General features: G+C 41.1%; 18 protein-coding genes. 17 read left to right on the top strand and 1 reads right to left on the bottom strand.

Annotated elements, in window-relative coordinates:
• Positions 1 to 10: 10 nt before the first annotated feature.
• The 13 genes from aroB to HMPREF1149_RS09950 all read left to right on the top strand — a co-directional run bounded on the left by aroB (position 11) and on the right by HMPREF1149_RS09950 (position 15,447).
• Positions 11 to 1,078: a 3-dehydroquinate synthase gene (aroB, locus tag HMPREF1149_RS10010; RefSeq protein WP_000702144.1), complete on the top strand. Its 1,068-nt coding sequence runs from the start codon at positions 11 to 13 to the stop codon at positions 1,076 to 1,078.
• A gap of 9 nt (positions 1,079 to 1,087) precedes the next feature.
• A complete protein-coding gene (aroC, locus tag HMPREF1149_RS10005; RefSeq protein WP_001269884.1) occupies positions 1,088 to 2,254 on the top strand; it encodes a chorismate synthase in 1,167 nt (388 codons plus the stop codon).
• 9 nt (positions 2,255 to 2,263) lie between these two features.
• Complete coding sequence (locus HMPREF1149_RS10000; protein ID WP_001140473.1) at positions 2,264 to 3,367, top strand: prephenate dehydrogenase; 1,104 nt, start codon at positions 2,264 to 2,266, stop codon at positions 3,365 to 3,367.
• Between the two features lie 10 nt (positions 3,368 to 3,377).
• Positions 3,378 to 3,716: a YlbF/YmcA family competence regulator gene (locus tag HMPREF1149_RS09995; RefSeq protein ID WP_000065996.1), complete on the top strand. Its 339-nt coding sequence runs from the start codon at positions 3,378 to 3,380 to the stop codon at positions 3,714 to 3,716.
• Between the two features lie 90 nt (positions 3,717 to 3,806).
• Positions 3,807 to 5,090, top strand: coding sequence for a 3-phosphoshikimate 1-carboxyvinyltransferase (gene aroA / locus HMPREF1149_RS09990; RefSeq protein WP_000769905.1), 1,284 nt, complete (start codon positions 3,807 to 3,809; stop codon positions 5,088 to 5,090).
• Positions 5,083 to 5,559, top strand: coding sequence for a shikimate kinase (locus HMPREF1149_RS09985; protein WP_001151392.1), 477 nt, complete (start codon positions 5,083 to 5,085; stop codon positions 5,557 to 5,559). The genes aroA and HMPREF1149_RS09985 overlap by 8 nt, the downstream gene beginning before the upstream one ends.
• Complete coding sequence (gene pheA / locus HMPREF1149_RS09980; RefSeq protein WP_000686434.1) at positions 5,556 to 6,404, top strand: prephenate dehydratase; 849 nt, start codon at positions 5,556 to 5,558, stop codon at positions 6,402 to 6,404. Before HMPREF1149_RS09985 ends, pheA begins: the two co-directional genes overlap by 4 nt.
• The gene (locus tag HMPREF1149_RS09975) at positions 6,401 to 7,696 is read left to right on the top strand and encodes an LCP family protein (protein WP_000032328.1); all 1,296 of its coding nucleotides are present in this window, start codon (positions 6,401 to 6,403) and stop codon (positions 7,694 to 7,696) included. Before pheA ends, HMPREF1149_RS09975 begins: the two co-directional genes overlap by 4 nt.
• A gap of 145 nt (positions 7,697 to 7,841) precedes the next feature.
• Positions 7,842 to 8,678 carry a LicD family protein gene (locus HMPREF1149_RS09970; RefSeq protein WP_001281441.1) on the top strand — a complete coding sequence of 279 codons (837 nt, stop codon included), beginning with the start codon at positions 7,842 to 7,844 and terminating at the stop codon, positions 8,676 to 8,678.
• Positions 8,675 to 9,643, top strand: coding sequence for a glycosyltransferase family 2 protein (locus tag HMPREF1149_RS09965; protein ID WP_000971795.1), 969 nt, complete (start codon positions 8,675 to 8,677; stop codon positions 9,641 to 9,643). The genes HMPREF1149_RS09970 and HMPREF1149_RS09965 overlap by 4 nt, the downstream gene beginning before the upstream one ends.
• A 21-nt stretch (positions 9,644 to 9,664) precedes the next feature.
• Positions 9,665 to 11,824 carry a LicD family protein gene (locus HMPREF1149_RS09960; protein ID WP_001011683.1) on the top strand — a complete coding sequence of 720 codons (2,160 nt, stop codon included), beginning with the start codon at positions 9,665 to 9,667 and terminating at the stop codon, positions 11,822 to 11,824.
• 57 nt (positions 11,825 to 11,881) lie between these two features.
• Entirely contained in the window at positions 11,882 to 12,694 is an 813-nt protein-coding gene (locus tag HMPREF1149_RS09955; RefSeq protein WP_009067901.1) for a LicD family protein, read from the top strand.
• Between the two features lie 44 nt (positions 12,695 to 12,738).
• Complete coding sequence (locus HMPREF1149_RS09950) at positions 12,739 to 15,447, top strand: MBL fold metallo-hydrolase (protein WP_000792504.1); 2,709 nt, start codon at positions 12,739 to 12,741, stop codon at positions 15,445 to 15,447.
• Between the two features lie 45 nt (positions 15,448 to 15,492).
• Here the strand turns inward: HMPREF1149_RS09950 and HMPREF1149_RS09945 are convergent, their stop codons facing one another.
• On the bottom strand, positions 15,493 to 16,971 hold the full coding sequence (locus HMPREF1149_RS09945) for an oligosaccharide flippase family protein (protein ID WP_000789706.1): 1,479 nt from the start codon (positions 16,969 to 16,971) through the stop codon (positions 15,493 to 15,495).
• 122 nt (positions 16,972 to 17,093) lie between these two features.
• Here HMPREF1149_RS09945 and mecA point away from each other — a divergent pair, with 122 nt between their 5' ends.
• The 4 genes from mecA to msrB all read left to right on the top strand — a co-directional run bounded on the left by mecA (position 17,094) and on the right by msrB (position 21,337).
• Complete coding sequence (gene mecA / locus HMPREF1149_RS09940) at positions 17,094 to 17,834, top strand: adaptor protein MecA (protein WP_000782700.1); 741 nt, start codon at positions 17,094 to 17,096, stop codon at positions 17,832 to 17,834.
• 148 nt (positions 17,835 to 17,982) lie between these two features.
• Positions 17,983 to 19,269, top strand: a complete 1,287-nt coding sequence (locus HMPREF1149_RS09935; RefSeq protein ID WP_000216364.1) for a homoserine dehydrogenase — start codon at positions 17,983 to 17,985, stop codon at positions 19,267 to 19,269.
• A 1-nt stretch (position 19,270) separates the two neighbouring features.
• Complete coding sequence (thrB, locus tag HMPREF1149_RS09930; protein WP_000692403.1) at positions 19,271 to 20,140, top strand: homoserine kinase; 870 nt, start codon at positions 19,271 to 19,273, stop codon at positions 20,138 to 20,140.
• Positions 20,141 to 20,398: 258 nt separating this feature from the next.
• The gene (msrB, locus tag HMPREF1149_RS09920) at positions 20,399 to 21,337 is read left to right on the top strand and encodes a peptide-methionine (R)-S-oxide reductase MsrB (protein WP_000818184.1); all 939 of its coding nucleotides are present in this window, start codon (positions 20,399 to 20,401) and stop codon (positions 21,335 to 21,337) included.
• Positions 21,338 to 21,367: the final 30 nt, after the last annotated feature.

Here is a 21,367-nt window from a genome sequence, read left to right as displayed (position 1 = left end):
AGACCCTACTATGAAAATCAGAATCGATATTCCGCATCATCCTTATGATATTCAAATTGAAAAAGGTTGTCTAGCTCAGGCTGGTCAGTGGTTGCGAGAACTCTGGCAACCTCAAAAAGTGGTTATCGTAACCGACAACCATGTAGCTTCTCTCTATGCAGAGAAGGTTAAACTCAGCCTAGAAGATGCTGGTTTTCAGGTAGCAGTATTTGACTTTTTAGAAGGCGAAGAACGAAAAAATTTAACAACTGTTCAGAAGGTCTATGAATTTTTAGTCAAGCAAGGTCTGACTCGTAGCGATGGAATCGTGGCTCTAGGTGGTGGTGTCGTTGGGGACCTGGCTGGTTTCGTAGCCTCTACCTATATGCGGGGGATTCACTTTGTTCAGATTCCGACTAGTTTGACTGCTCAGGTTGATTCTTCTATCGGCGGAAAGACGGGTGTCAATACTCCTTTTGCTAAGAATATGGTGGGGACCTTTGCCCAACCGGATGGGGTTCTGATTGACCCGCTTGTCCTTGAAACTCTTGGGAGAAGAGAGCTGATTGAAGGAATGGGGGAGGTCATCAAGTATGGCTTGATTGAGGATCCAGAACTGTGGGCTCTTTTGACGGAGCTAGATGGTTCTGTAGAGAGTATTCTGGAACATGCAGAGACTTTGATTGAACATTCTTGTCAGGTTAAGCGCAAGATGGTGGTTGAGGATGAGTTGGACAATGGTGTTCGCCTTTACCTCAATTTTGGGCACACTATTGGCCATGCTATTGAAGCGACTGCCGGTTATGGCAAAGTCATGCATGGTGAGGCTGTGGCCATGGGAATGGTGCAGATTGCCAAGATTGCTGAGGGAAAAGGCCTCATGTCAGAAGGAATAACCCAGTCCATTACAGAGATGTGTCAGAAATTTGGACTACCTGTTGACTATGAAAACTGGGATGTTGACAAGCTTTATCAAGCTTTGACTCATGACAAGAAAGCGCGTGGCAATACCTTGAAATTGGTCTTGGTACCAGAGCTTGGTTCAGCGACCATTCACCCAGTTTCTCTGGAAGAGATGAAAGACTACTTGGTAAAATAAGGAGAACGTATGAGATATTTAACTGCAGGAGAATCACACGGTCCTCGTTTGACGGCTATCATTGAAGGAATTCCCGCTGGACTTCCTTTGACAGCTGAGGATATTAATGGAGACCTTAAACGCCGTCAGGGTGGCTACGGTCGTGGTGGCCGTATGAAGATTGAGAGTGACCAGGTTGTCTTTACTTCGGGCGTTCGTCACGGGAAGACGACAGGGGCTCCGATTACCATGGATGTCATCAATAAGGACCACCAAAAATGGCTGGATATCATGTCTGCAGAAGACATCGAAGACCGCCTCAAAAGCAAGCGGAAAATCACTCATCCTCGTCCAGGTCATGCCGACTTGGTAGGGGGCATCAAGTACCGTTTTGATGATTTGCGAAATTCCTTGGAGAGGTCATCTGCCCGTGAAACCACCATGCGAGTAGCTGTTGGGGCAGTAGCCAAACGACTTTTGGCTGAGCTAAATATGGAGATTGCCAACCATGTCGTGGTCTTTGGTGGCAAGGAAATCGATGTGCCTGAAAATCTGACCGTGGCTGAGATTAAGCAACGAGCTGCCCAGTCTGAAGTTTCTATTGTCAACCAAGAAAGAGAACAGGAAATCAAGGATTACATTGACCAAATCAAGCGTGACGGTGATACTATCGGTGGAGTTGTGGAGACAGTTGTCGGAGGCGTACCAGTCGGCCTTGGTTCCTATGTTCAATGGGACAGAAAATTGGATGCGCGATTGGCCCAAGCAGTTGTTTCTATCAATGCCTTTAAAGGAGTAGAATTTGGTCTTGGTTTTGAAGCTGGTTACCGTAAAGGCAGCCAGGTTATGGATGAAATTCTCTGGTCTAAAGAAGACGGCTATACTCGTCGTACCAATAATCTGGGTGGTTTCGAAGGTGGTATGACCAATGGGCAACCGATTGTTGTTCGTGGTGTTATGAAACCCATTCCTACTCTTTACAAACCATTGATAAGTGTGGATATCGAAACCCACGAACCTTACAAGGCAACTGTTGAGAGAAGTGATCCGACTGCTCTTCCAGCAGCAGGTGTGGTTATGGAAGCCGTTGTGGCTACGGTTCTGGCTCAAGAAATCCTTGAAAAATTCTCATCAGATAATCTTGAGGAACTAAAAGAAGCGGTAGCCAAACACCGAGACTATACAAAGAACTATTAAGGAGTCCTTATGGCAAAAACCATTTATATCGCAGGTCTCGGTTTGATTGGTGCTTCGATGGCACTCGGTATCAAGCGTGATCATCCTGATTATGAAATTCTAGGTTATAATCGCAGTCAAGCTTCGAGAGATATTGCCTTGAAAGAAGGTATGATTGACCGTGCGACGGATGATTTTGCCAGTTTTGCTCCTTTGGCAGATATCATTATCCTCAGTTTGCCAATCAAACAAACCATTGCTTTCATCAAGGAGTTGGCCGACTTGGACTTGAAAGAAGGAGTGATTATCTCGGATGCCGGCTCAACCAAGTCAGCCATCGTGGATGCGGCGGAGCAGTATTTAGCTGGCAAGCCTGTCCGCTTTGTCGGGGCCCATCCCATGGCTGGTAGCCACAAGACAGGGGCTGCCTCTGCGGATGTTAATCTCTTCGAAAATGCCTACTATATCTTCACACCTTCAAGCCTGACAAGTCCTGACACACTTGAGGAAATGAAGAATCTGCTTTCAGGCCTTCATGCTCGTTTTATCGAGATTGATGCCCTGGAGCATGATAGAGTCACTTCTCAGATTAGCCATTTTCCTCATATTCTGGCTTCCAGCCTTATGGAGCAGACGGCAGTTTATGCTCAAGAACATGAGATGGCAAGACGCTTTGCAGCGGGTGGTTTTCGAGATATGACTCGCATTGCGGAAAGCGAGCCAGGTATGTGGACTTCCATTCTCTTGTCCAATCGTGAGACTATTCTAGAGCGAATTGCGGATTTCAAGGAGCGTTTGGAAGCGATTGGTCAGTCTATCAGCAAGGGAGATGAAGAGCAAATCTGGAACTTTTTCAATCAGGCGCGTGAGCAACGTCAGGCTATGGAAATCCATAAGCGTGGTGGTGTGGATAGCTCTTACGACCTCTATGTCGACGTTCCTGATGAAGAAGATGTCATCTTGCGGATTTTGGAATTGCTACGAGGAACTTCCTTGGTCAACATTCACATCAACGAAGAAAACCGTGAGGATATTCACGGGATTCTACAAATTTCATTTAAAAATGCTCAGGATATGGAACGAGCTGAGCGCTTAATTACAGAAAATACGGACTACACAGTCGTCATCAAATAAGGAGAAAACCATGTCAAATATTTACGATACTGCAAATGAACTCAGTCGCGGGTTACGCGAATTACCAGAATACAAGGCTGTTAAAGCAGCAAAAGATGCCATCCAAGCTGATGAACAAGCTAGCAAGATTTTTGCAGACTATATCGCCTTCCAGCAAGAAATCCAAGTCATGGCGCAAACGGGACAAATGCCAGACGCCTCTTTCCAAGAAAAGATGCAGTCTTTCAGCAAGCAAATCCAAGAGAATGCTCTTTTGTCAGATTTCTTTGCCAAACAGCAACAATTGTCTATTTACCTTTCAGACATTGAAAAAATTGTCTTTGAACCCGTTTCAGAATTATTGAAATAGTATTTTATCTGTATAAAAGCCAGAAATTTCAGGAATTTCTGGCTTTTTTGTGATAAAATAAGAAAAAGTATTGCAAGTATGAGGTCAACTATGAAACTAAAAACAAACATTCGCCACTTACAGGGTAGTATCCGGGTTCCAGGTGACAAGTCTATCAGCCACCGTTCGATTATTTTTGGAAGTTTGGCTGAGGGCGAGACTAAGGTTTATGATATTCTGCGTGGAGAGGATGTGCTCTCAACCATGCAGGTTTTTCGTGACCTTGGTGTTGAAATTGAGGACAGAGATGGGGTTATTACGATTCAAGGTGTTGGAATGGATGGCTTAAAAGCTCCGCAAAACGCCTTGGATATGGGGAATTCTGGCACCTCGATTCGCCTGATCTCAGGTGTTCTTGCTGGTGCAGACTTCGAAGTAGAAATGTTTGGAGATGATAGTCTTTCTAAACGCCCTATGGATCGCGTGACGATTCCATTGAAAAAAATGGGCGTTAGCATTTCAGGGCAAACTGAGCGAGATCTGCCTCCCCTTCATTTAAAAGGGACGAAAAACCTAAGACCTATTCAGTATGAATTGCCAATCGCCTCTGCCCAAGTTAAGTCAGCTTTGATGTTTGCAGCCTTGCAGGCTCAGGGGGAGTCCGTTATTCTCGAGAAAGAATGTACTCGTAACCACACCGAAGATATGCTACAGCAATTTGGTGGCCATTTAAGTGTGGATGGCAAGAAAATCACAGTTCAAGGACCACAAAAACTGACCGGACAAAAGGTAGTTGTTCCAGGAGATATTTCCAGTGCAGCCTTTTGGTTGGTCGCAGGTTTGATTGTTCCAAACTCTCGTGTGGTGCTGCAGGATGTGGGCATCAATGAAACGCGTACAGGTATTATTGATGTCATTCGTGCCATGGGTGGAAGATTGGAAATAACTGATATTGACCCAGTTGCTAAATCAGCAACCCTGATTGTCGAGTCTTCAGACCTGAAGGGAACAGAGATTGGTGGATCCTTGATTCCACGCTTGATTGATGAATTACCCATTATTGCTCTTCTCGCGACACAAGCGCAAGGTGTAACAGTCATTAAGGATGCTGAGGAACTCAAGGTCAAGGAAACAGACCGCATTCAGGTGGTGGCAGATGCCTTAAATAGCATGGGGGCGGCTATCACTCCTACAGCAGACGGGATGATTATCAAAGGGAAATCAAGACTTCATGGCGCTAGAGTCAATACGTTTGGTGACCATCGAATTGGAATGATGACAGCCATCGCAGCCCTCTTAGTTGCTGATGGAGAAGTGGAACTTGACCGTGCTGAAGCCATCAATACCAGCTATCCTAGCTTCTTTGATGATTTGGAGAGCTTGATTCATGGCTAAGGTATTACTCGGATTTATGGGGGCAGGCAAGTCGACAATCGCTAGAGGCTTGGACTCAGACTACATCGATATGGATACCTTAATTGAGGAACGTTTGGGCATGTCCATTGCGGATTTCTTCGCTGAAAAGGGAGAAGTGGCCTTTCGTCAAGTAGAGTCAGAAGTGCTAGCTGACTTACTAAAAACTGATCGTGTTGTATCAACTGGCGGAGGAGTTGTCATTTCTCAGAGAAATCGTGACTTGCTTAAGATTAATCCTGATAACATCTATCTAAAAGCCGATTTTGAAACCCTCTACCAACGTATCGCAGCTGACAAGGACAATCAGCGCCCGCTTTTTCTTAACAAAAGCAAGGAAGAACTGGCAGCTATTTTCCAAAAAAGACAGGCCTGGTATGAGGAAGTAGCCAGTCGGGTTTTGGATGTGACCAAGTTAAGCCCAGAGGAAATTATAGAGGAACTGAGATGAAAATTGCCTATCTAGGTCCCAAGGGATCTTTTTCGCATCATGTTGTGCAGACAGCATTTCCCAAAGAGGAATTGCAGGCTTTTGTCAATATCACAGATGTCATCAAGGCCTATGAACAGGGTTTTGTGGACTATTCTGTGGTACCGGTTGAAAACTCCATTGAAGGTAGTGTCCATGAAAGCTTGGATTACCTTTTTCACCAGGCTCGCATCCAAGCAGTTGCAGAAATCGTTCAACCCATTCACCAGCAGTTGATGGTGGTTCCAGGTCAGTCAAAAATTGAGAAAATCTTTTCCCATCCTCAGGCTCTGGCTCAAGGAAAGAAATTCATCGATGTGCACTATCCAGAGGCCAAAATTGAGGTAACAGCCAGTACCGCCTATGCGGCCCGCTTTATCTCGGAACATCCAGATCAGCCATACGCAGCTATTGCTCCTAGAAGTTCAGCTGAAGAATATGGATTGGAATTGATTGCAGAGGATATTCAGGAAATGGAAGCCAATTTCACACGTTTTTGGGTGTTAGGGACAGAGATACCGAAGATTCCTTTGAACTCACAAGCTGAAAAAATGAGTTTGGCCTTGACCTTACCAGACAACCTACCTGGTGCTCTTTACAAGGCACTTTCGACTTTTGCTTGGAGAGGGATTGACTTAACAAAGATTGAAAGTCGCCCCCTTAAAACAGCCTTAGGAGAATACTTTTTCATTATTGATGTGGACTATAGTGACAAAGAACTGGTTCATTTTGCCAGACAAGAACTAGAGGCCATTGGGATCCAGCACAAGATTTTGGGAACCTACCCAATTTTTACCATAACTGATTTAGAAAAGGAGAGTCAATGAGCAAAGAAAATCCTTTAAGTCATCACGAGCAGTTACGTTATGACTATCTCTTCAAAAATATTCATTACCTCAACGACCGTGAACGGAGGGAGTTTGATTATCTGCAACAAAAAATGACAGGTCCCAAGTCTGAAGTTCACCATTTCTACCAAGAGGAAAAAGAAGAAACTTGGGGTAGAGATATTGATCTTCCGACTTATGGCAGTAGAAGTCGATCTAAGAGACGTGAAAAGGTAGCTCCTTTGCCTAAAGTCAAAAAGAAAAAAAGAAGAATTCGCTTCAAACGAATACTGACTTGGTTCTTGCTGTTGATTACATGTGTGGCTGCAGGGATGATTTTCATGTTTCTTCGAGGGTTCCAGTCAGCGGCCAATCCAACAAATAAGCCAGCTGACGCCAAGGCGGCTCAAGTAGAGGTCTTTAACGGTCAGGATACCAAAGACGGTGTGAATATCCTAGTCATGGGGACAGATGGCCGTATCGGTCAAAATAGTGCAGAAACCCGTACCGATACGATCATGGTGTTAAATGTCAGCGGATCGGATAAGAAGATCAAGCTAGTCAGCTTTATGCGTGACAACTTAGTTTATATCGACGGGTACAGTAAGATTGTAAATGGCCAGAAACAGACGGATAACAAACTAAATGTTGCCTATGAACTTGGGGAACAAGAAGGGCAAAAAGGGGCTGAAATGGTCCGCAAGGTTCTAAAAGACAACTTTGATTTGGATATTAAGTACTATGCTCTAGTTGACTTCCAGGCCTTTGCAACAGCTATTGATACCCTCTTCCCTGACGGAGTAACGATTGATGCCCAATTCTCAACATTGAATGGTCAACCTTTGACAGAAGCTACAGTTGGAGATGACCTTCATGCAACAGAGACAGAGTCGCCAACTCAAACTATCAAAGTTGGAAAACAGCAGATGAATGGATCCACCTTGCTGAACTATGCTCGCTTCCGTGATGATGATGAGGGAGACTATGGCCGTACCAAGAGACAACAACAAGTCATGTCAGCTGTTCTTGAGCAGATTAAAAATCCAACCAAGCTTTTTACAGGATCAGAGGCACTTGGAAAAGTCTTTGGAATGACTTCAACAAATCTACCGTATAGCTTTTTGTTGACCAATGGATTATCTGTCCTAGAAGGTGCTCAAAATGGCATTGAAAGACTCACCGTTCCAGAACTTGGTGACTGGGTAGATGCTTATGATGTCTATGGAGGGCAAGGACTTCTTGTCGATCAAAATAAATACCGGACCAAACTCGCTCAAATGGGGATGAGATAAAAGTCGATAAATGAAAATCAAAGTTTGATTCACTAGTGAAATGGTGGTCGGAGCTTTGGTTTTTCTTACTATCTGATAGATTTTTAAGGCTTTTTTATGGTATAATAAAATGATATAACTCGTTATTGGACAGAAGAGGAGAGATATGAGTGATTTGAAAGCGATTCAGGCTCGTAGTCTGGAAATGGCTGAATATTTTGTCGCGTTTTGTAAAGAACATGATTTATTATGCTACCTCTGTGGAGGAGGAGCTATTGGCGCCCTTCGTAATAAGGGCTTCATTCCTTGGGATGATGACTTAGACTTTTTCATGCCCCGCAAGGACTATGAAAAATTAGCAGAGCTGTGGCCACGTTATGCAGACGAGCGTTATTTCTTGTCAAAGAGTAAGAAGGATTTTGTAGACCGTAACCTTTTTATTACCATTCGTGACAAGGAAACCACCTGTATCAAGCCTTATCAGAAAGATTTGGATTTGCCCCACGGTTTGGCTTTGGATGTTTTACCTTTGGATTATTATCCTAAAAATCCGGCTGAGCGTAAGAAACAGGTTCGTTGGGCCTTGATTTATTCACTCTTTTGCGCCCAAACCATCCCAGAAAAGCATGGTGCAGTCATGAAATGGGGAAGTCGCATCTTACTCGGCCTAACTCCAAAATCTCTACGTTATCGCATTTGGAAAAAAGCTGAAAAAGAAATGACCAAGTATGGTCTGGCTGAGAGCGATGGAATTACGGAATTATGCTCAGGTCCCGGCTACATGCGAAACAAGTACCCGATCGCATCTTTTGAAGACAATCTTTTCTTGCCATTTGAAGGAACTGAGATGCCCATTCCAGTCGGTTATGATGCCTATCTCAGCACTGCTTTTGGGGATTATATGACACCGCCACTAGCGGACAAGCAAGTACCGCATCATGATGCTATTATAGCAGACATGGACAAGAGCTACACAGAGTACAAGGGAGAATATGGAGCATGATGGGAGAAAAAATAAGCGTTATTGTTCCGGTCTACAATGTAGAGGCCTATCTGGAGCGATGTGTGGAGTCGATTCTTCAACAGACTTATGCCCATTTTGAGTTAATCTTAATCAACGATGGTTCTACTGATTCCAGTGGACAGATCTGTGATCACTTAGCATCTCAGTATGAGAATATCAAGGTTTATCATATCGAAAATGCTGGAGTTTCAAATGCTAGAAATATGGGAATTCAGCTAGCGACGGGTTCTTGGGTTACCTTTATTGATAGCGATGATTTCGTTACCCAGGATTACCTAGCTACTTTAGCTAGTGCAGTTGAGGGGTTGAATGTAGGCTTTGTTATTGCTCCTCTGCACCATATTAAAAATGGCGTTGTAACAGACCTACCTCCACATTCTGGAAAAACAGAACTCTGGTCAACAGAAGAAACCATGAAGGAACTACTGATGACCACCAGAACGTCATTTTTTCCAGTTGCAAAACTGTTTAAGAGAGACCTGCTTGCGGATGATAAGTTTAATACCAATTATCACCTAGCTGAAGATGCTCTATTTTTAACTGAATTGCTACTAAAGACAAGATGCAGTTGCGTATTTATCGACAAACCTGTTTATTATTATGATCATCGTGAGGGAAGTGCAACAACATCTGTTAATCGACATGTATTTGACACGATAGAAGTTTATAAGCAAATAATTGCTCAAGTTTCACAAGCCTTCCCTAATTTAAAATACGAATTAATAAATAGAGAATGTTGGTCGTACATCACAGTTTACGATAAAATTATCTTTACTTCACGTGAAGAGTATCAAAAGGAGAAAGCTGAGCTGAGGACTTGGATTGTTCAGCATCGACGCGAAATATGGAAGGATGCTTATTTCACTACTTTTCGCAAGGTAGCGATCCTATCACTTGTCATTTCTCCATGGCTTTATAAGAAAATTGTTGGATTAAAAAACTAATATCATGAGAAGGAGTTGAAAATGAATTTTTCAAAAATGGATGAATACTTTGAAAAATCAAAACTATGGATTGCATATCTATTTGTTTTCATTTCGATTTTAAGTATGAGTTCACTGGTTTATAAGATAGCAAATCCCCTCTACAAGGGATTATCAGCGATTGTAGTGCTTTATATTTGCTATACCTTATTGTTTAAGTGGAAAGAAATCACAGCAGATCGCAAATTTCTATCCTTATTTGGACTCTTAGCTGGAAGTCATCTGCTATCAGCTATTTTCAATCGCTCTGGACATCTGATTGGAAATGTGATTGAAATTCTCTTCATGGTAACCTATGTTTTATTATTTACCATGTTACAATCAGGGCAACTTAAAAAATTATTTGACTGGATTGCCTATACGGTTCAAATTGTATCTTTTTCTTCAGCAATTTTTGCGTTTGGTTTATTGGTAAGTAGAGTCCTTATCCTATTTAAGATTGGCGAACAATCTTATTACTATGGTGTCATGAATGGACGTCTGTGGGGAATTGTCAATCCAAATGCTAGTGCGATATTTTCATACATTAGCATTATTTTGGCCATGTATTTGATCCATAAAGGAAGTAAATATTCTGTTTATCTTAAACTGAACAATGTGATTCAATTCGTTTACTTCGCTACGATGCAAAGTCGAGGAGCCTTACTTTCTTTACTTCTCATGATTGGACTCTATAGTTTCTTTGCTACTAGAGGAAGTATCGTTAAACGATTCCTCACTTTTATTGTTGCTGGTTTGCTGATTACTGCAACTAATATTGGATTAAGCTATGCAACTTCAATTTATATCTCATCTGAAACTGCGACTGTTTTAGATTTAAACAAAGGACAATCCTATGCTGAAACAGATTCGTCTGTCACTAAGAAGAACGGTGAACTCCATCTGATCGAAACAACACCAAGTGGTAGAACCTATATTTGGAAAAATGCCATCAAGATGGGAAGTACGAAACCAATTTTTGGTTATGGTGTACGAAATGTTCCAGATTACTACACAGAATATTTCAGTAAATTTGAGATTCAAAACTCCCTTATCGGTGGGAATTTCCATAACATTTTTGTGACCATATTTGTCAGTTCGGGAGTTCTAGGCTTAGCATTCTTCCTTCTTATACTGGTTTATGTCATCAAGCGCTTTTTAACTTATTTGATTGTTTCCAAGAAAAATACTGATAAATTGGTCATGATCCTTTTCTTCGGTATCTTGTTTGGTCAATTATTTGAAAGTCAGATTATGTATTCAACCAACTTTATTAATATCATCTTCTGGTTAGCGATTGGCTATGGACTTGTAGTCTGCAAACAGGATGAAGGAATTCGGTATCAAGAAGTAACAGATGTCAGTGAAATTCAACAGATGGAACTTGGAATCATGGAGTATATTCATGAAGTTTGTCAGAAAATTGGGGTTAAATATTTCTTAGCATATGGAAGTCTAATTGGTGCTGTTCGCCATCAAGGATTTATCCCTTGGGATGATGACATGGATATCTGCATGCTACGAGAGGATTATGAAAAATTGCAAGACTACCTTATCGCTAACCCTGATGAACGTTACGAGGTCATGTCTTATAAAAATAATCTCAACTATGTCTATCCCTTCATGAAAGTGCAGGATAACCATACTTACTTGCTAGAAGAAGATGTTCGCATCGATTCCAATATGGGAATCTATGTAGATATTTTCCCTGTAGATGGCTACGAGGATGACGTAGAATTTAAAAACAAGATGACGAAACTGATAAAGAAACGTCAATTGAGTTGCTACACCTTTAAAGGCATTACCAATACGAAAAGTGTACTGAATTCACTGCTACGCTATGTGTCAGTTATTATTTTCTATTTCACCAATACGAACAAATACGTTGCCCAGATTGAAGAACTTGCAAAATCCCGTAAAGTCTCAGATTATGAGCAAGTGGATTATCTTATCTACAAGGATATGAACAAACCAGTGTGGAGACGTGAATGGCTGGAACAAGTTACTACTGGAACATTTGAAGGTAAGGAATTTACCATTCCGAAAAATTATCATGAAATTTTGACCTCAGACTACGGAGACTATATGCAATTGCCACCGGTTGAACAAAGAGTATCTCATCATGATTTTAAATTATGGAAGATTGTTAAAAGGTCTAAATGACGGGATTGGGATTAAGAAACGTTTAAAAATATAGTCAAATTTAGGAGAATAAAACCTATGTCTGAAAGAACTTTAACTCTTGAAGAAATCAAGCAAGTAGAATTGGATATTTTAAAGTATCTGCATGAGCTTTGTGAACAACATCAAATCAAATACTTTATTGATTTTGGAACCTTACTAGGAGCTGTACGCCATAAAGGATTCATCCCTTGGGATGATGATACAGATATTTCCTTAGCGCGTGATGAATTTGAAAAACTGTATAAGGTTTTACAAAATGAAAATCATCCCTACTATAAATTGATTTCATTCAGAGAAACAAAGGGATATCCATACAGTTATATGAGAGTCTATGATGTAAGGACACGTCGAGATGCTAACCTCGTAGACCCAACGGTCGTATTGGGAACTTGCGTTGACATTTTTCCATATGATGGTGTCGTAACACAGGAAAGTGACCGTAAGAAAATGAAACTCTACAAATATTTCGTTCGCCTTTCTTCTTTGAATTTTAAAGGGATCAAGTCTGAGAATGGGGGACTTAAAAACCTCCCTCGTTATATGGGATCAGCTATTTTCCGCTTAACTTCCCCACAGCTATGGAATCAAAAATTAGAGAGCCTTGCTTTGAAGTATAGTGTAGATCAAGCAACAGATCTTACTTGTACTATCTATGACCCTTATTATCCAAATGGTATAAAAAAAGAATGGCTCTATGATTTGATTGATATGCCTTATGAAAACATTGTGGTCAAGGTTCCGAGAAAGTACCATGAAGTACTTGTCTACGAATTTGGAGAAAACTATATGACTCCACCCCCTATTGAGCAGCAAGTCCCAGGAGGGGATAAAAATTATTGGATTGATTAGATTAGTAAAAGTTGCTTGTCGTTTAAGATAAAGGAGTTTTCAAGGTGAAAAATAAATGGTTATTAAAATCAATTAGATATAGTGTTCTCGCATTCTTTCTATTACTGATTCAGTTCTCGCAAGGAGTAGATGCAGATACTGTCTCTGCAGGTTCGGGCAATCGTATCCATTTCATAAATACTAAAGCAAAATCTGGAAGTGATGCCATCCTTCTGGAAAGTAATGGTCATTATGCTTTGATTGATATGGGAGAAGACTATGATTTCCCTGATGGGAGTGACCCACGGTATCCAAGTCGCTGGGGAATTTCCATGAGAAATAATCAAGTATTGGAAGATCGCTTGATTCGCCACCTGGATCAAATAGGTGTAAAAAAATTAGATTTTATTATAGGAACTCATGTCCATAGTGACCATATTGGTGGAGCGGATGAAATACTCAATCGATATCAAGTCGGTAAGTTTTATTTGAAAAAATATTCAGATGATCGGATTACATCAAACTGGGGACTATGGGATAATCTTTTCAATTATGATAATGCTTTGAGAGCAGCTCAAAAACGAGGAGTTACTCTTATCCAGAATATTTCAGATGAGGATAGCCATCTAAAATTAGGTGATATGGATATCCAACTCTACAACTATAAGAATGAATATGATGCTGAAGGGAATCTAAAAAAGATTCGAGATGATAACTCCAACTCCATTGTTTCAGTAGTGACTGTGGCAGGAAAGAGAATCTATCTTGGTGGAGATTTGGATAATGCCGAAGGAGCAGAAGATAAGTTAGGTCCAGTTATCGGCAAGGTTGATATGATGAAATGGAACCACCATTATGATGCGACAATTTCAAATACGATTAATTTCCTTGAAAACTTATCACCAAAAATGATTATTCAGACAACTGGTGGAGATATTAATGTTGCTTCAACCAGAGAATACCTTCAGAAGAAAAATATTCAGGTTCTTCATGCTGCTAGCCAAACTCAAGACGCTACCGTTTTTGATATTAGCGATAAAGGATTTGCAAATGTTTCAAATACCTTCCCTGATATCCCTGTAGTTGACGAAAAATGGTATCAAGAAGATGGTTATTGGAAATATCGTTTGACTGACGGAGAAATGGCTATCGGCTGGAAAGAGATTGGCGGAGCCACTTACTTCTTTAATGGAAAAGGACAAATGCAAGCAGGCCGCTGGCTTCACCTTAACGACGACTGGGGAGAAAATGCCAAAGGGAATGATTACTATCTGAACCAAAATGGTAAAATGCAAACTGGTGGTTGGTTCAAACTAGATGACTCTTGGTATTATATCCAATCAAATGGTGCTAGACGATTTAGCGAGCTCTCTGAAATTGGAGGGAAAAAGTATCTCTTTGCGGCAGATGGGAAGATGCTAACAGGACATCAAGTCTATAATGGCAAGAAGATGTTCTTTAGCGAAAGTGGTGCACTCCAAGCAGCAGGTAAGCCTTCAACTTGGCAAAAGATTGATTCAGATTGGTATTTCTATGATGAGGATGGGCTAAAGACTGTCGGTAAAAAGAATATTAATGAAAGCACGTACTACTTTAATCAAGAAGGTGTCATGCAAACTGGCTGGACCTTTGTTGATGGTTACTGGAACTATTTTGCAAGTTCTGGAGCTATGAAAACCGGCTGGGTCAAGGATCGGGAAACATGGTATTATCTGGATAAAGATGGCATCATGTTAACTGGCAGCCAAGATATCAATGGTGTTCGTTACTATTTGAATGCTAGTGGTGCCATGCAAACAGGCTGGGCCTTTGTTGATGGTCACTGGAACTATTTTGCAAGTTCTGGAGCTATGAAAACTGGTTGGATCAAGGATCAGGAAACATGGTATTATTTGGATAAAGATGGCATCATGTTAACTGGAAGCCAAGATATCAATGGTGTCCGTTACTATTTGAATGCCAGTGGTGCCATGCAAACAGGCTGGGCCTTTATTGATGGTCACTGGAACTATTTTGCAAGTTCTGGAGTTATGAAAACTGGTTGGTTGAAAGATAATGAATCATGGTATTATTTGGATCCAGAAACAGGTATCATGGCTGTAGGCTCTAAAGAAATTGACGGTAAGAACTATTTCTTCAGCTCTGCAGGTACTATGCAAGTTGGATGGCAGTGGTCAAATGATTCTTGGCATTATTACGCTACGTCGGGCGCACTTCAAACTGGTTGGTTGAAAGATGGTGATGCCTGGTATTATCTTGAAGGTAAGGAAGGCGTTATGTTAGTTGGCCTCCATCAAGTAGATGGTAAGCAATACTACTTTAGCAAATCTGGAGCCATGCAAACTGGATGGAAATGGTTTGATAATCATTACCGTTACTTTGAATCAAATGGAGCCATGAAAACTGGTTGGATAAAAGACAAAGGCGTCTGGTATTATCTAAATCCTGAAGATGGCATCATGTTGGTTGGCCTTCATAAAGTAAATGGTGATCATTATTACTTTGATGAATCAGGAGCTATGCAAACTGGTTGGAAACAGCTTGATGGTAATTGGTACTATTTCCAAGCTGATGGTTCTTTGTTGAAGAACGCAACAACACCTGATGGTTACAAAGTAAACGAAGAAGGTATCTGGAAACAGGCTGTTGCTGCTGTAAATAGCGAGGCAGTCAAGCCAGAACAGAAACAAGAAGCTAATTCCTCTATTGTTGAACAACCTAAACAAGATTCAAATCTAGAAGCCAACGCTTCTGATAAGAAAGAAAAAGAATAAAGAAAAAATCCCCTACTGGCAATTAATTTATCAGTAGGGGATTTTTTAATTTCGTTTTACTTTAGCAAGTACTAAGTTCAGAGCATAGTGGAGTGTTTTATCTTTAGCGATAAAGAGGGTCAAGAGGTAATAGATGCCACAAGTTGCTATGGTAGAAAGAACCATGAGAATCATATTGAAGTTTACTGTGTAGGAATTGATTTGGAAAATCATCTTGAAAATATAAAAGATTGGTATAAAACCAAGGGATATGAGGCTGTAACGTGTTAAGGTTATAAAAATTTCTTTTAAATTAATCAGTTGATGTTTTTTGATAAAATGAATTTCAAGTAAAACGACGATAGTTTCTGCGATAATGGTCGTAGCGATGTAATACTCAGGTGCAAAAATATTATTGAAATACAAGATACTATTTAATAGAATATTAGCGCCACCACCGAGGAAGTAGAAGGCAGTTAAACGATTTTCATGGTCATTGATAAAGATAATCTGTTTACCAAGAATCAATTCAATAGCCCAAATGATGGTACGAAAAGCGAAGACGCTAGTTACGATACCCGCTTCAAGATATTTTTCAGAAGAATAAATAACAGTTGCGTACCGTCCCAATATCATAATCCCAATACTAGTTGGAACCATAAGGAAATAGAATAAGGATGCCGCTTGATTAACGAGATAATTGTAGGACTTGTAATCCTTTTTACCGAGATAGTAGCCAAGGCGCGGAATACTTACGTTGATAGCTCCACTCAAGACACTGGCAATCAGCATGACGATACTATAGGCAATTGTATAATAGGAAATATAGTTTTCATCCGGTCCCTTGGTGATAAACATTCTATCTAGCAAGGTATAAAGCATATTAGCGTTTGCTAAGAGAAGCATAGTGAAGAGCGGTTTAGAAGCTTTAGCTAATTCGACGAATCCAATTTTAACAAAAGAAACTTCTCTCTTAATCCAAAGAAAACTAAGCAGGTAGTTGAGGATAGTGGTCGCTGTCATAACGATAGCATAAGGAACGATATCATCTGCCGTTTTAACAAAGGCGAAGATAGCGACCAGCATGGTAATTCGAATAATTAATGTTTTGTAGAGGATGAAGGCATAGTTTTCATAAGCCTCGTTCATCCATTCGATATTGAGAAATTGGAAGAGTGCTTGAGCCCCTAAGATGTAGTAGAGAACTTTCAGATTCTCAATGCTGGTGTCAAAGAAGATAATGAGGAAGTAGATACCTGTCGTCAGGAGAGAGGTGAAAACCGAGATATAAAACAACTTAGAAAAGACGTAGTTGATTTTATTCTTGTCATCCTTGACCTTACTAATAGCTCGAATCCCGTAGTTGTATATTCCAAAGGCAGCTAGTGGAATAACGAAACTTGCCCAGGTATTGGCTGTATTGAAATAACCGTAATTGGATTTGCTGAGAATCCGCGTCAGATAAGGATTGGTTATCAGTGGAAAAACGATATTGAGAATATTGACCAGCAAGCTGGCCAAGGCATTTACTTTTATATTTTTCATTGAACTTTCTTTCTTAAATCTAAAATCATATCTAGTATTATATCACATTCTCGCTTCATTCTTTTGATAAAATCGTAAAAATCTAGTATAATAGATAGACTGAAAGTATGAGGTTACTAGATATGAAGATGAAACAAATTAGTGATACAACACTGAAAATCACGATGACTTTAGATGATTTGATGGATCGGGGAATGGAGATTGCAGACTTTCTCGTTCCTCAGGAAAAAACCGAAGAGTTTTTCTATGCTATTTTAGATGAGTTAGAGATGCCAGACAATTTCTTGGATAGTGGCATGCTGAGTTTCCGCGTGACGCCAAAACCTGATAAGGTCGACGTCTTTGTGACCAAGTCCAAGATTGACCAAAATCTGGATTTTGAAGATTTGGCGGATCTACCAGACATGGAAGAATTAGCCCAAATGTCGCCAGATGAATTTCTCAAAACCTTGGAAAAGAGCATTGCAGATAAGACCAAGGACGATATTGAGGCCATCCAATCTCTAGAGCAGGTCGAAGCAAAGGAAGAAGAGCAAGAGCAGGCAGACAAGGAGACGGAGAATAAGAAAGAACCTTATATCTACTATATCTTGCGTTTTACAAGTCTTGCTGACTTAGTTGCTTTTGCAAAGACGGTTAACTACCAGATGGAAACATCTGAACTCTATAAGATGAATGGACACTACTATTTGACAATCTTAGTCGATGTGGAAAATCATCCAAGTCCATATCCAGCCTGGCTCTTGGCTCGTATGCGTGAGTTTGCAGATGACAGTGACATCAGTCGTTCCGTTTTGCAAGAGTATGGGCAAATATTGATTAACCATGACGCAGTTCTCGGTCTGCAAAAGATTTGTTCATAATTTTTAAAATCAATTTTCATTTATCAAGAAAGACGAATCATGGGATTCGTTTTTTTCTTTACCAGACTGAAATAGTGATTTACTATAATAGGAATTTTCATAAAATTCTGTTATAATGGCTATATCAGAAAATTTCTAGGAGACAAACATGACAGTTAAAATTGCTTTACTTGGATTTGGTACCGTTGCAAGTGGCGTGCCTTTCCTCCTAAAGGAAAATGGAGAAAAAATCGTTCAGTCGGCTCATTCAGAGATTGAAGTAGCCAAGGTATTGGTCAAGGATGAAGATGAAAAGAACCGCTTGCTTGCAGCAGGAAATGACTTTAACTTTGTAACCAATGTAGATGATATTTTATCAGACAAGGACATTACTATTGTAGTGGAATTGATGGGGCGTATCGAACCAGCTAAGACCTTTATCACTCGTGCCTTAGAAGCTGGGAAACACGTTGTTACTGCTAACAAGGACCTTTTGGCTGTCCATGGTGCAGAATTGCTAGAAATCGCTAAAGAGCATAAGGTAGCACTTTACTACGAAGCAGCAGTTGCTGGTGGGATTCCAATTCTTCGTACTTTGGCAAATTCATTAGCTTCTGACAAAATTACGCGCGTTCTTGGTGTCGTTAACGGAACTTCCAACTTCATGATGACCAAGATGGTCGAAGAAGGCTGGTCTTACGATGATGCTCTGGCTGAAGCACAAAGATTAGGTTTTGCAGAAAGCGATCCTACAAATGACGTGGATGGGATTGACGCAGCCTACAAGATGGTGATTTTGAGCCAGTTTGCTTTTGGTATGAAGGTTGCCTTTGACGATGTAGCACACAAGGGAATCCGCAACATCACACCAGAAGATGTAGCTGTAGCCCAAGACCTTGGCTATGTAGTGAAATTGGTTGGTTCTATCGAGGAAACTCCTTCAGGTATTGCTGCAGAAGTGACTCCAACCTTCCTACCTAAAGCACATCCACTTGCCAGTGTGAATGGGGTAATGAACGCAGTCTTTGTAGAATCTATCGGTATCGGTGAGTCTATGTATTACGGACCAGGTGCGGGTCAAAAACCAACTGCAACAAGTGTTGTAGCGGACATTGTCCGTATCGTTCGTCGCTTGAATGATGGTACCATTGGTAAAGACTTCAACGAATATAGCCGTGACTTGGTCTTGGCTAATCCAGAAGATGTCAAAGCTAATTACTACTTCTCAATCTTGGCTCCAGACTCAAAAGGTCAGGTCTTGAAATTGGCTGAGATTTTCAACGCTCAAGATATTTCCTTCAAGCAAATCCTCCAAGATGGCAAAGAGGGTGACAAGGCGCGTGTAGTGATTATCACTCATAAGATTAATAAAGCGCAGCTTGAGAATGTTTCAGCAGAGTTGGCCAAAGCTTCAGAATTTGACCTCTTGAATACCTTCAAGGTGTTAGGAGAATAAGATGAAGATTATTGTACCTGCAACCAGTGCAAATATCGGGCCAGGTTTTGATTCGGTCGGTGTAGCTGTAACCAAGTATCTTCAAATTGAGGTCTGTGAAGAACGAGATGAGTGGTTGATTGAACATCAGATTGGCAAATGGATTCCACATGACGAGCGTAATCTCTTGCTCAAGATTGCCTTGCAAATTGCGCCTGACTTGAAACCAAGACGCTTGAAAATGACCAGCGATGTTCCCTTGGCGCGTGGTTTGGGTTCTTCTAGCTCGGTTATCGTTGCTGGGATTGAACTAGCCAACCAACTGGGCAAGCTCAACCTATCTGACCATAACAAATTGCAGTTGGCGACCAAGATTGAAGGACATCCTGACAATGTGGCTCCAGCAATTTACGGCAATCTCGTTATTGCAAGTTCTGTTGAAGGAAATGTTTCAGCGATTGTGGTTGACTTCCCAGAGTGTGATTTTCTAGCTTATATTCCCAACTATGAATTGCGCACTCGAGACAGCCGCGGTGTCTTGCCTAAAAAATTGTCCTACAAGGAAGCTGTTGCAGCTAGTTCTATCGCCAATGTGGCGGTTGCAGCCTTGTTGGCAGGAGACATGGTGACAGCTGGCCAAGCGATTGAGGGAGACCTCTTCCACGAGCGCTATCGTCAAAGTCTGGTCCGTGAATTTGCGACGATTAAGCAAGTAGCCAAAGAGAATGGTGCCTATGCAACCTACCTTTCCGGTGCTGGACCGACAGTGATGGTCTTGGCTTCTCACGACAAGATGCCGAAGATTAAGGCGGAATTGCAAAAGCAGTCTTTCAAAGGCAAACTGCATGATTTGAAAGTTGATACCCAAGGTGTCCGTGTAGAAGCAAAATAAAGAATAGAAGATAGGATGGGGAAACTCTTGACCAGAGGGCTTCCTATCCTTTTTTTGAAAAGAAGTTTATACTCAATGAAAATCAAAGAGCAAACTAGGAAGCTAGCCGCAGGTTGCTCAAAACATGGTTTTGAGGTTGTAGATAAGACTGACGAAGTTAGCTCAAAATACTGTTTTGAGGTTGCAGATGTAAGCTGACGTGGTTTGAAGAGATTTTCGAAGAGTATTAGTTAAAAACTTGATAAAGGAGAAATAAAGATGGCAGAAATTTATCTAGCAGGTGGTTGTTTTTGGGGCCTAGAGGAGTATTTTTCACGAATTTCAGGCGTATTAGCAACCAGTGTAGGCTACGCTAATGGCCAAGTCGAAACGACCAATTACCAGTTGCTCAAGGAAACAGACCATGCAGAGACTGTTCAAGTGATTTATGATGAGAAAGCAGTGTCACTTAGAGAGATTTTGCTTTATTATTTCCGTGTCATTGATCCCTTGTCTATTAACCAACAAGGGAATGACCGTGGTCGCCAATATCGAACGGGAATCTATTATCAGGATGAAGCAGACTTGCCAGCTATCTACACAGTAGTGCAGGAGCAGGAGCGTATGCTGGGTCGAAAGATTGCAGTAGAAGTGGAGAAACTTCGCTACTATATTGTGGCGGAAGACTACCACCAAGACTATCTTAAGAAGAATCCTTCAGGTTACTGTCATATCGATGTGACCGATGCTGAGAAGCCATTGATTGATGCAGCAAACTATGAAAAACCTAGTCAAGAGGTGTTAAGGGAAAGTTTGTCAGCAGAGTCTTACCGTGTCACCCAAGAAGCTGCAACAGAGGCTCCATTTAGCAATGCTTATGACCAGACTTTTGAAGAAGGGATTTATGTAGACATCACGACGGGTGAGCCACTCTTTTTTGCCAAGGATAAGTTTGCCTCAGGTTGTGGGTGGCCAAGTTTTAGCCGTCCGATTTCCAAGGAATTAATTCACTACTACAAGGACTTGAGCCATGGGATGGAGCGAATCGAGGTTCGTTCTCGGTCAGGCAATGCTCATTTGGGTCATGTTTTCACAGATGGACCTCGTGAGTTAGGTGGCCTCCGTTACTGTATCAATTCGGCTTCCTTGCGTTTTATAGCCAAGGATGAGATGGAAAAAGCAGGATATGGCTATCTATTACCTTACTTAAACAAATAAAACTGAGGGTGGGGCTTCCCACTTTCTTCA

Source organism: Streptococcus sp. BS35b, assembly GCF_000286475.1.
GTDB classification, from domain to species: domain Bacteria; phylum Bacillota; class Bacilli; order Lactobacillales; family Streptococcaceae; genus Streptococcus; species Streptococcus oralis_W.
Note: the sequence above shows the minus strand (reverse complement) of the source record. Positions and strands in the feature narration are given on the sequence as shown.

Coding starts and splice junctions, on each gene's coding strand:
- aroB (WP_000702144.1), top strand. CDS start 11: ATGAAAATCAGAATCGATATTCCGCATCATCCTTATGATATTCAAATT.
- aroC (WP_001269884.1), top strand. CDS start 1,088: ATGAGATATTTAACTGCAGGAGAATCACACGGTCCTCGTTTGACGGCT.
- HMPREF1149_RS10000 (WP_001140473.1), top strand. CDS start 2,264: ATGGCAAAAACCATTTATATCGCAGGTCTCGGTTTGATTGGTGCTTCG.
- HMPREF1149_RS09995 (WP_000065996.1), top strand. CDS start 3,378: ATGTCAAATATTTACGATACTGCAAATGAACTCAGTCGCGGGTTACGC.
- aroA (WP_000769905.1), top strand. CDS start 3,807: ATGAAACTAAAAACAAACATTCGCCACTTACAGGGTAGTATCCGGGTT.
- HMPREF1149_RS09985 (WP_001151392.1), top strand. CDS start 5,083: ATGGCTAAGGTATTACTCGGATTTATGGGGGCAGGCAAGTCGACAATC.
- pheA (WP_000686434.1), top strand. CDS start 5,556: ATGAAAATTGCCTATCTAGGTCCCAAGGGATCTTTTTCGCATCATGTT.
- HMPREF1149_RS09975 (WP_000032328.1), top strand. CDS start 6,401: ATGAGCAAAGAAAATCCTTTAAGTCATCACGAGCAGTTACGTTATGAC.
- HMPREF1149_RS09970 (WP_001281441.1), top strand. CDS start 7,842: ATGAGTGATTTGAAAGCGATTCAGGCTCGTAGTCTGGAAATGGCTGAA.
- HMPREF1149_RS09965 (WP_000971795.1), top strand. CDS start 8,675: ATGATGGGAGAAAAAATAAGCGTTATTGTTCCGGTCTACAATGTAGAG.
- HMPREF1149_RS09960 (WP_001011683.1), top strand. CDS start 9,665: ATGAATTTTTCAAAAATGGATGAATACTTTGAAAAATCAAAACTATGG.
- HMPREF1149_RS09955 (WP_009067901.1), top strand. CDS start 11,882: ATGTCTGAAAGAACTTTAACTCTTGAAGAAATCAAGCAAGTAGAATTG.
- HMPREF1149_RS09945 (WP_000789706.1), bottom strand. CDS start 16,971: ATGAAAAATATAAAAGTAAATGCCTTGGCCAGCTTGCTGGTCAATATT.
- mecA (WP_000782700.1), top strand. CDS start 17,094: ATGAAGATGAAACAAATTAGTGATACAACACTGAAAATCACGATGACT.
- HMPREF1149_RS09935 (WP_000216364.1), top strand. CDS start 17,983: ATGACAGTTAAAATTGCTTTACTTGGATTTGGTACCGTTGCAAGTGGC.
- thrB (WP_000692403.1), top strand. CDS start 19,271: ATGAAGATTATTGTACCTGCAACCAGTGCAAATATCGGGCCAGGTTTT.
- msrB (WP_000818184.1), top strand. CDS start 20,399: ATGGCAGAAATTTATCTAGCAGGTGGTTGTTTTTGGGGCCTAGAGGAG.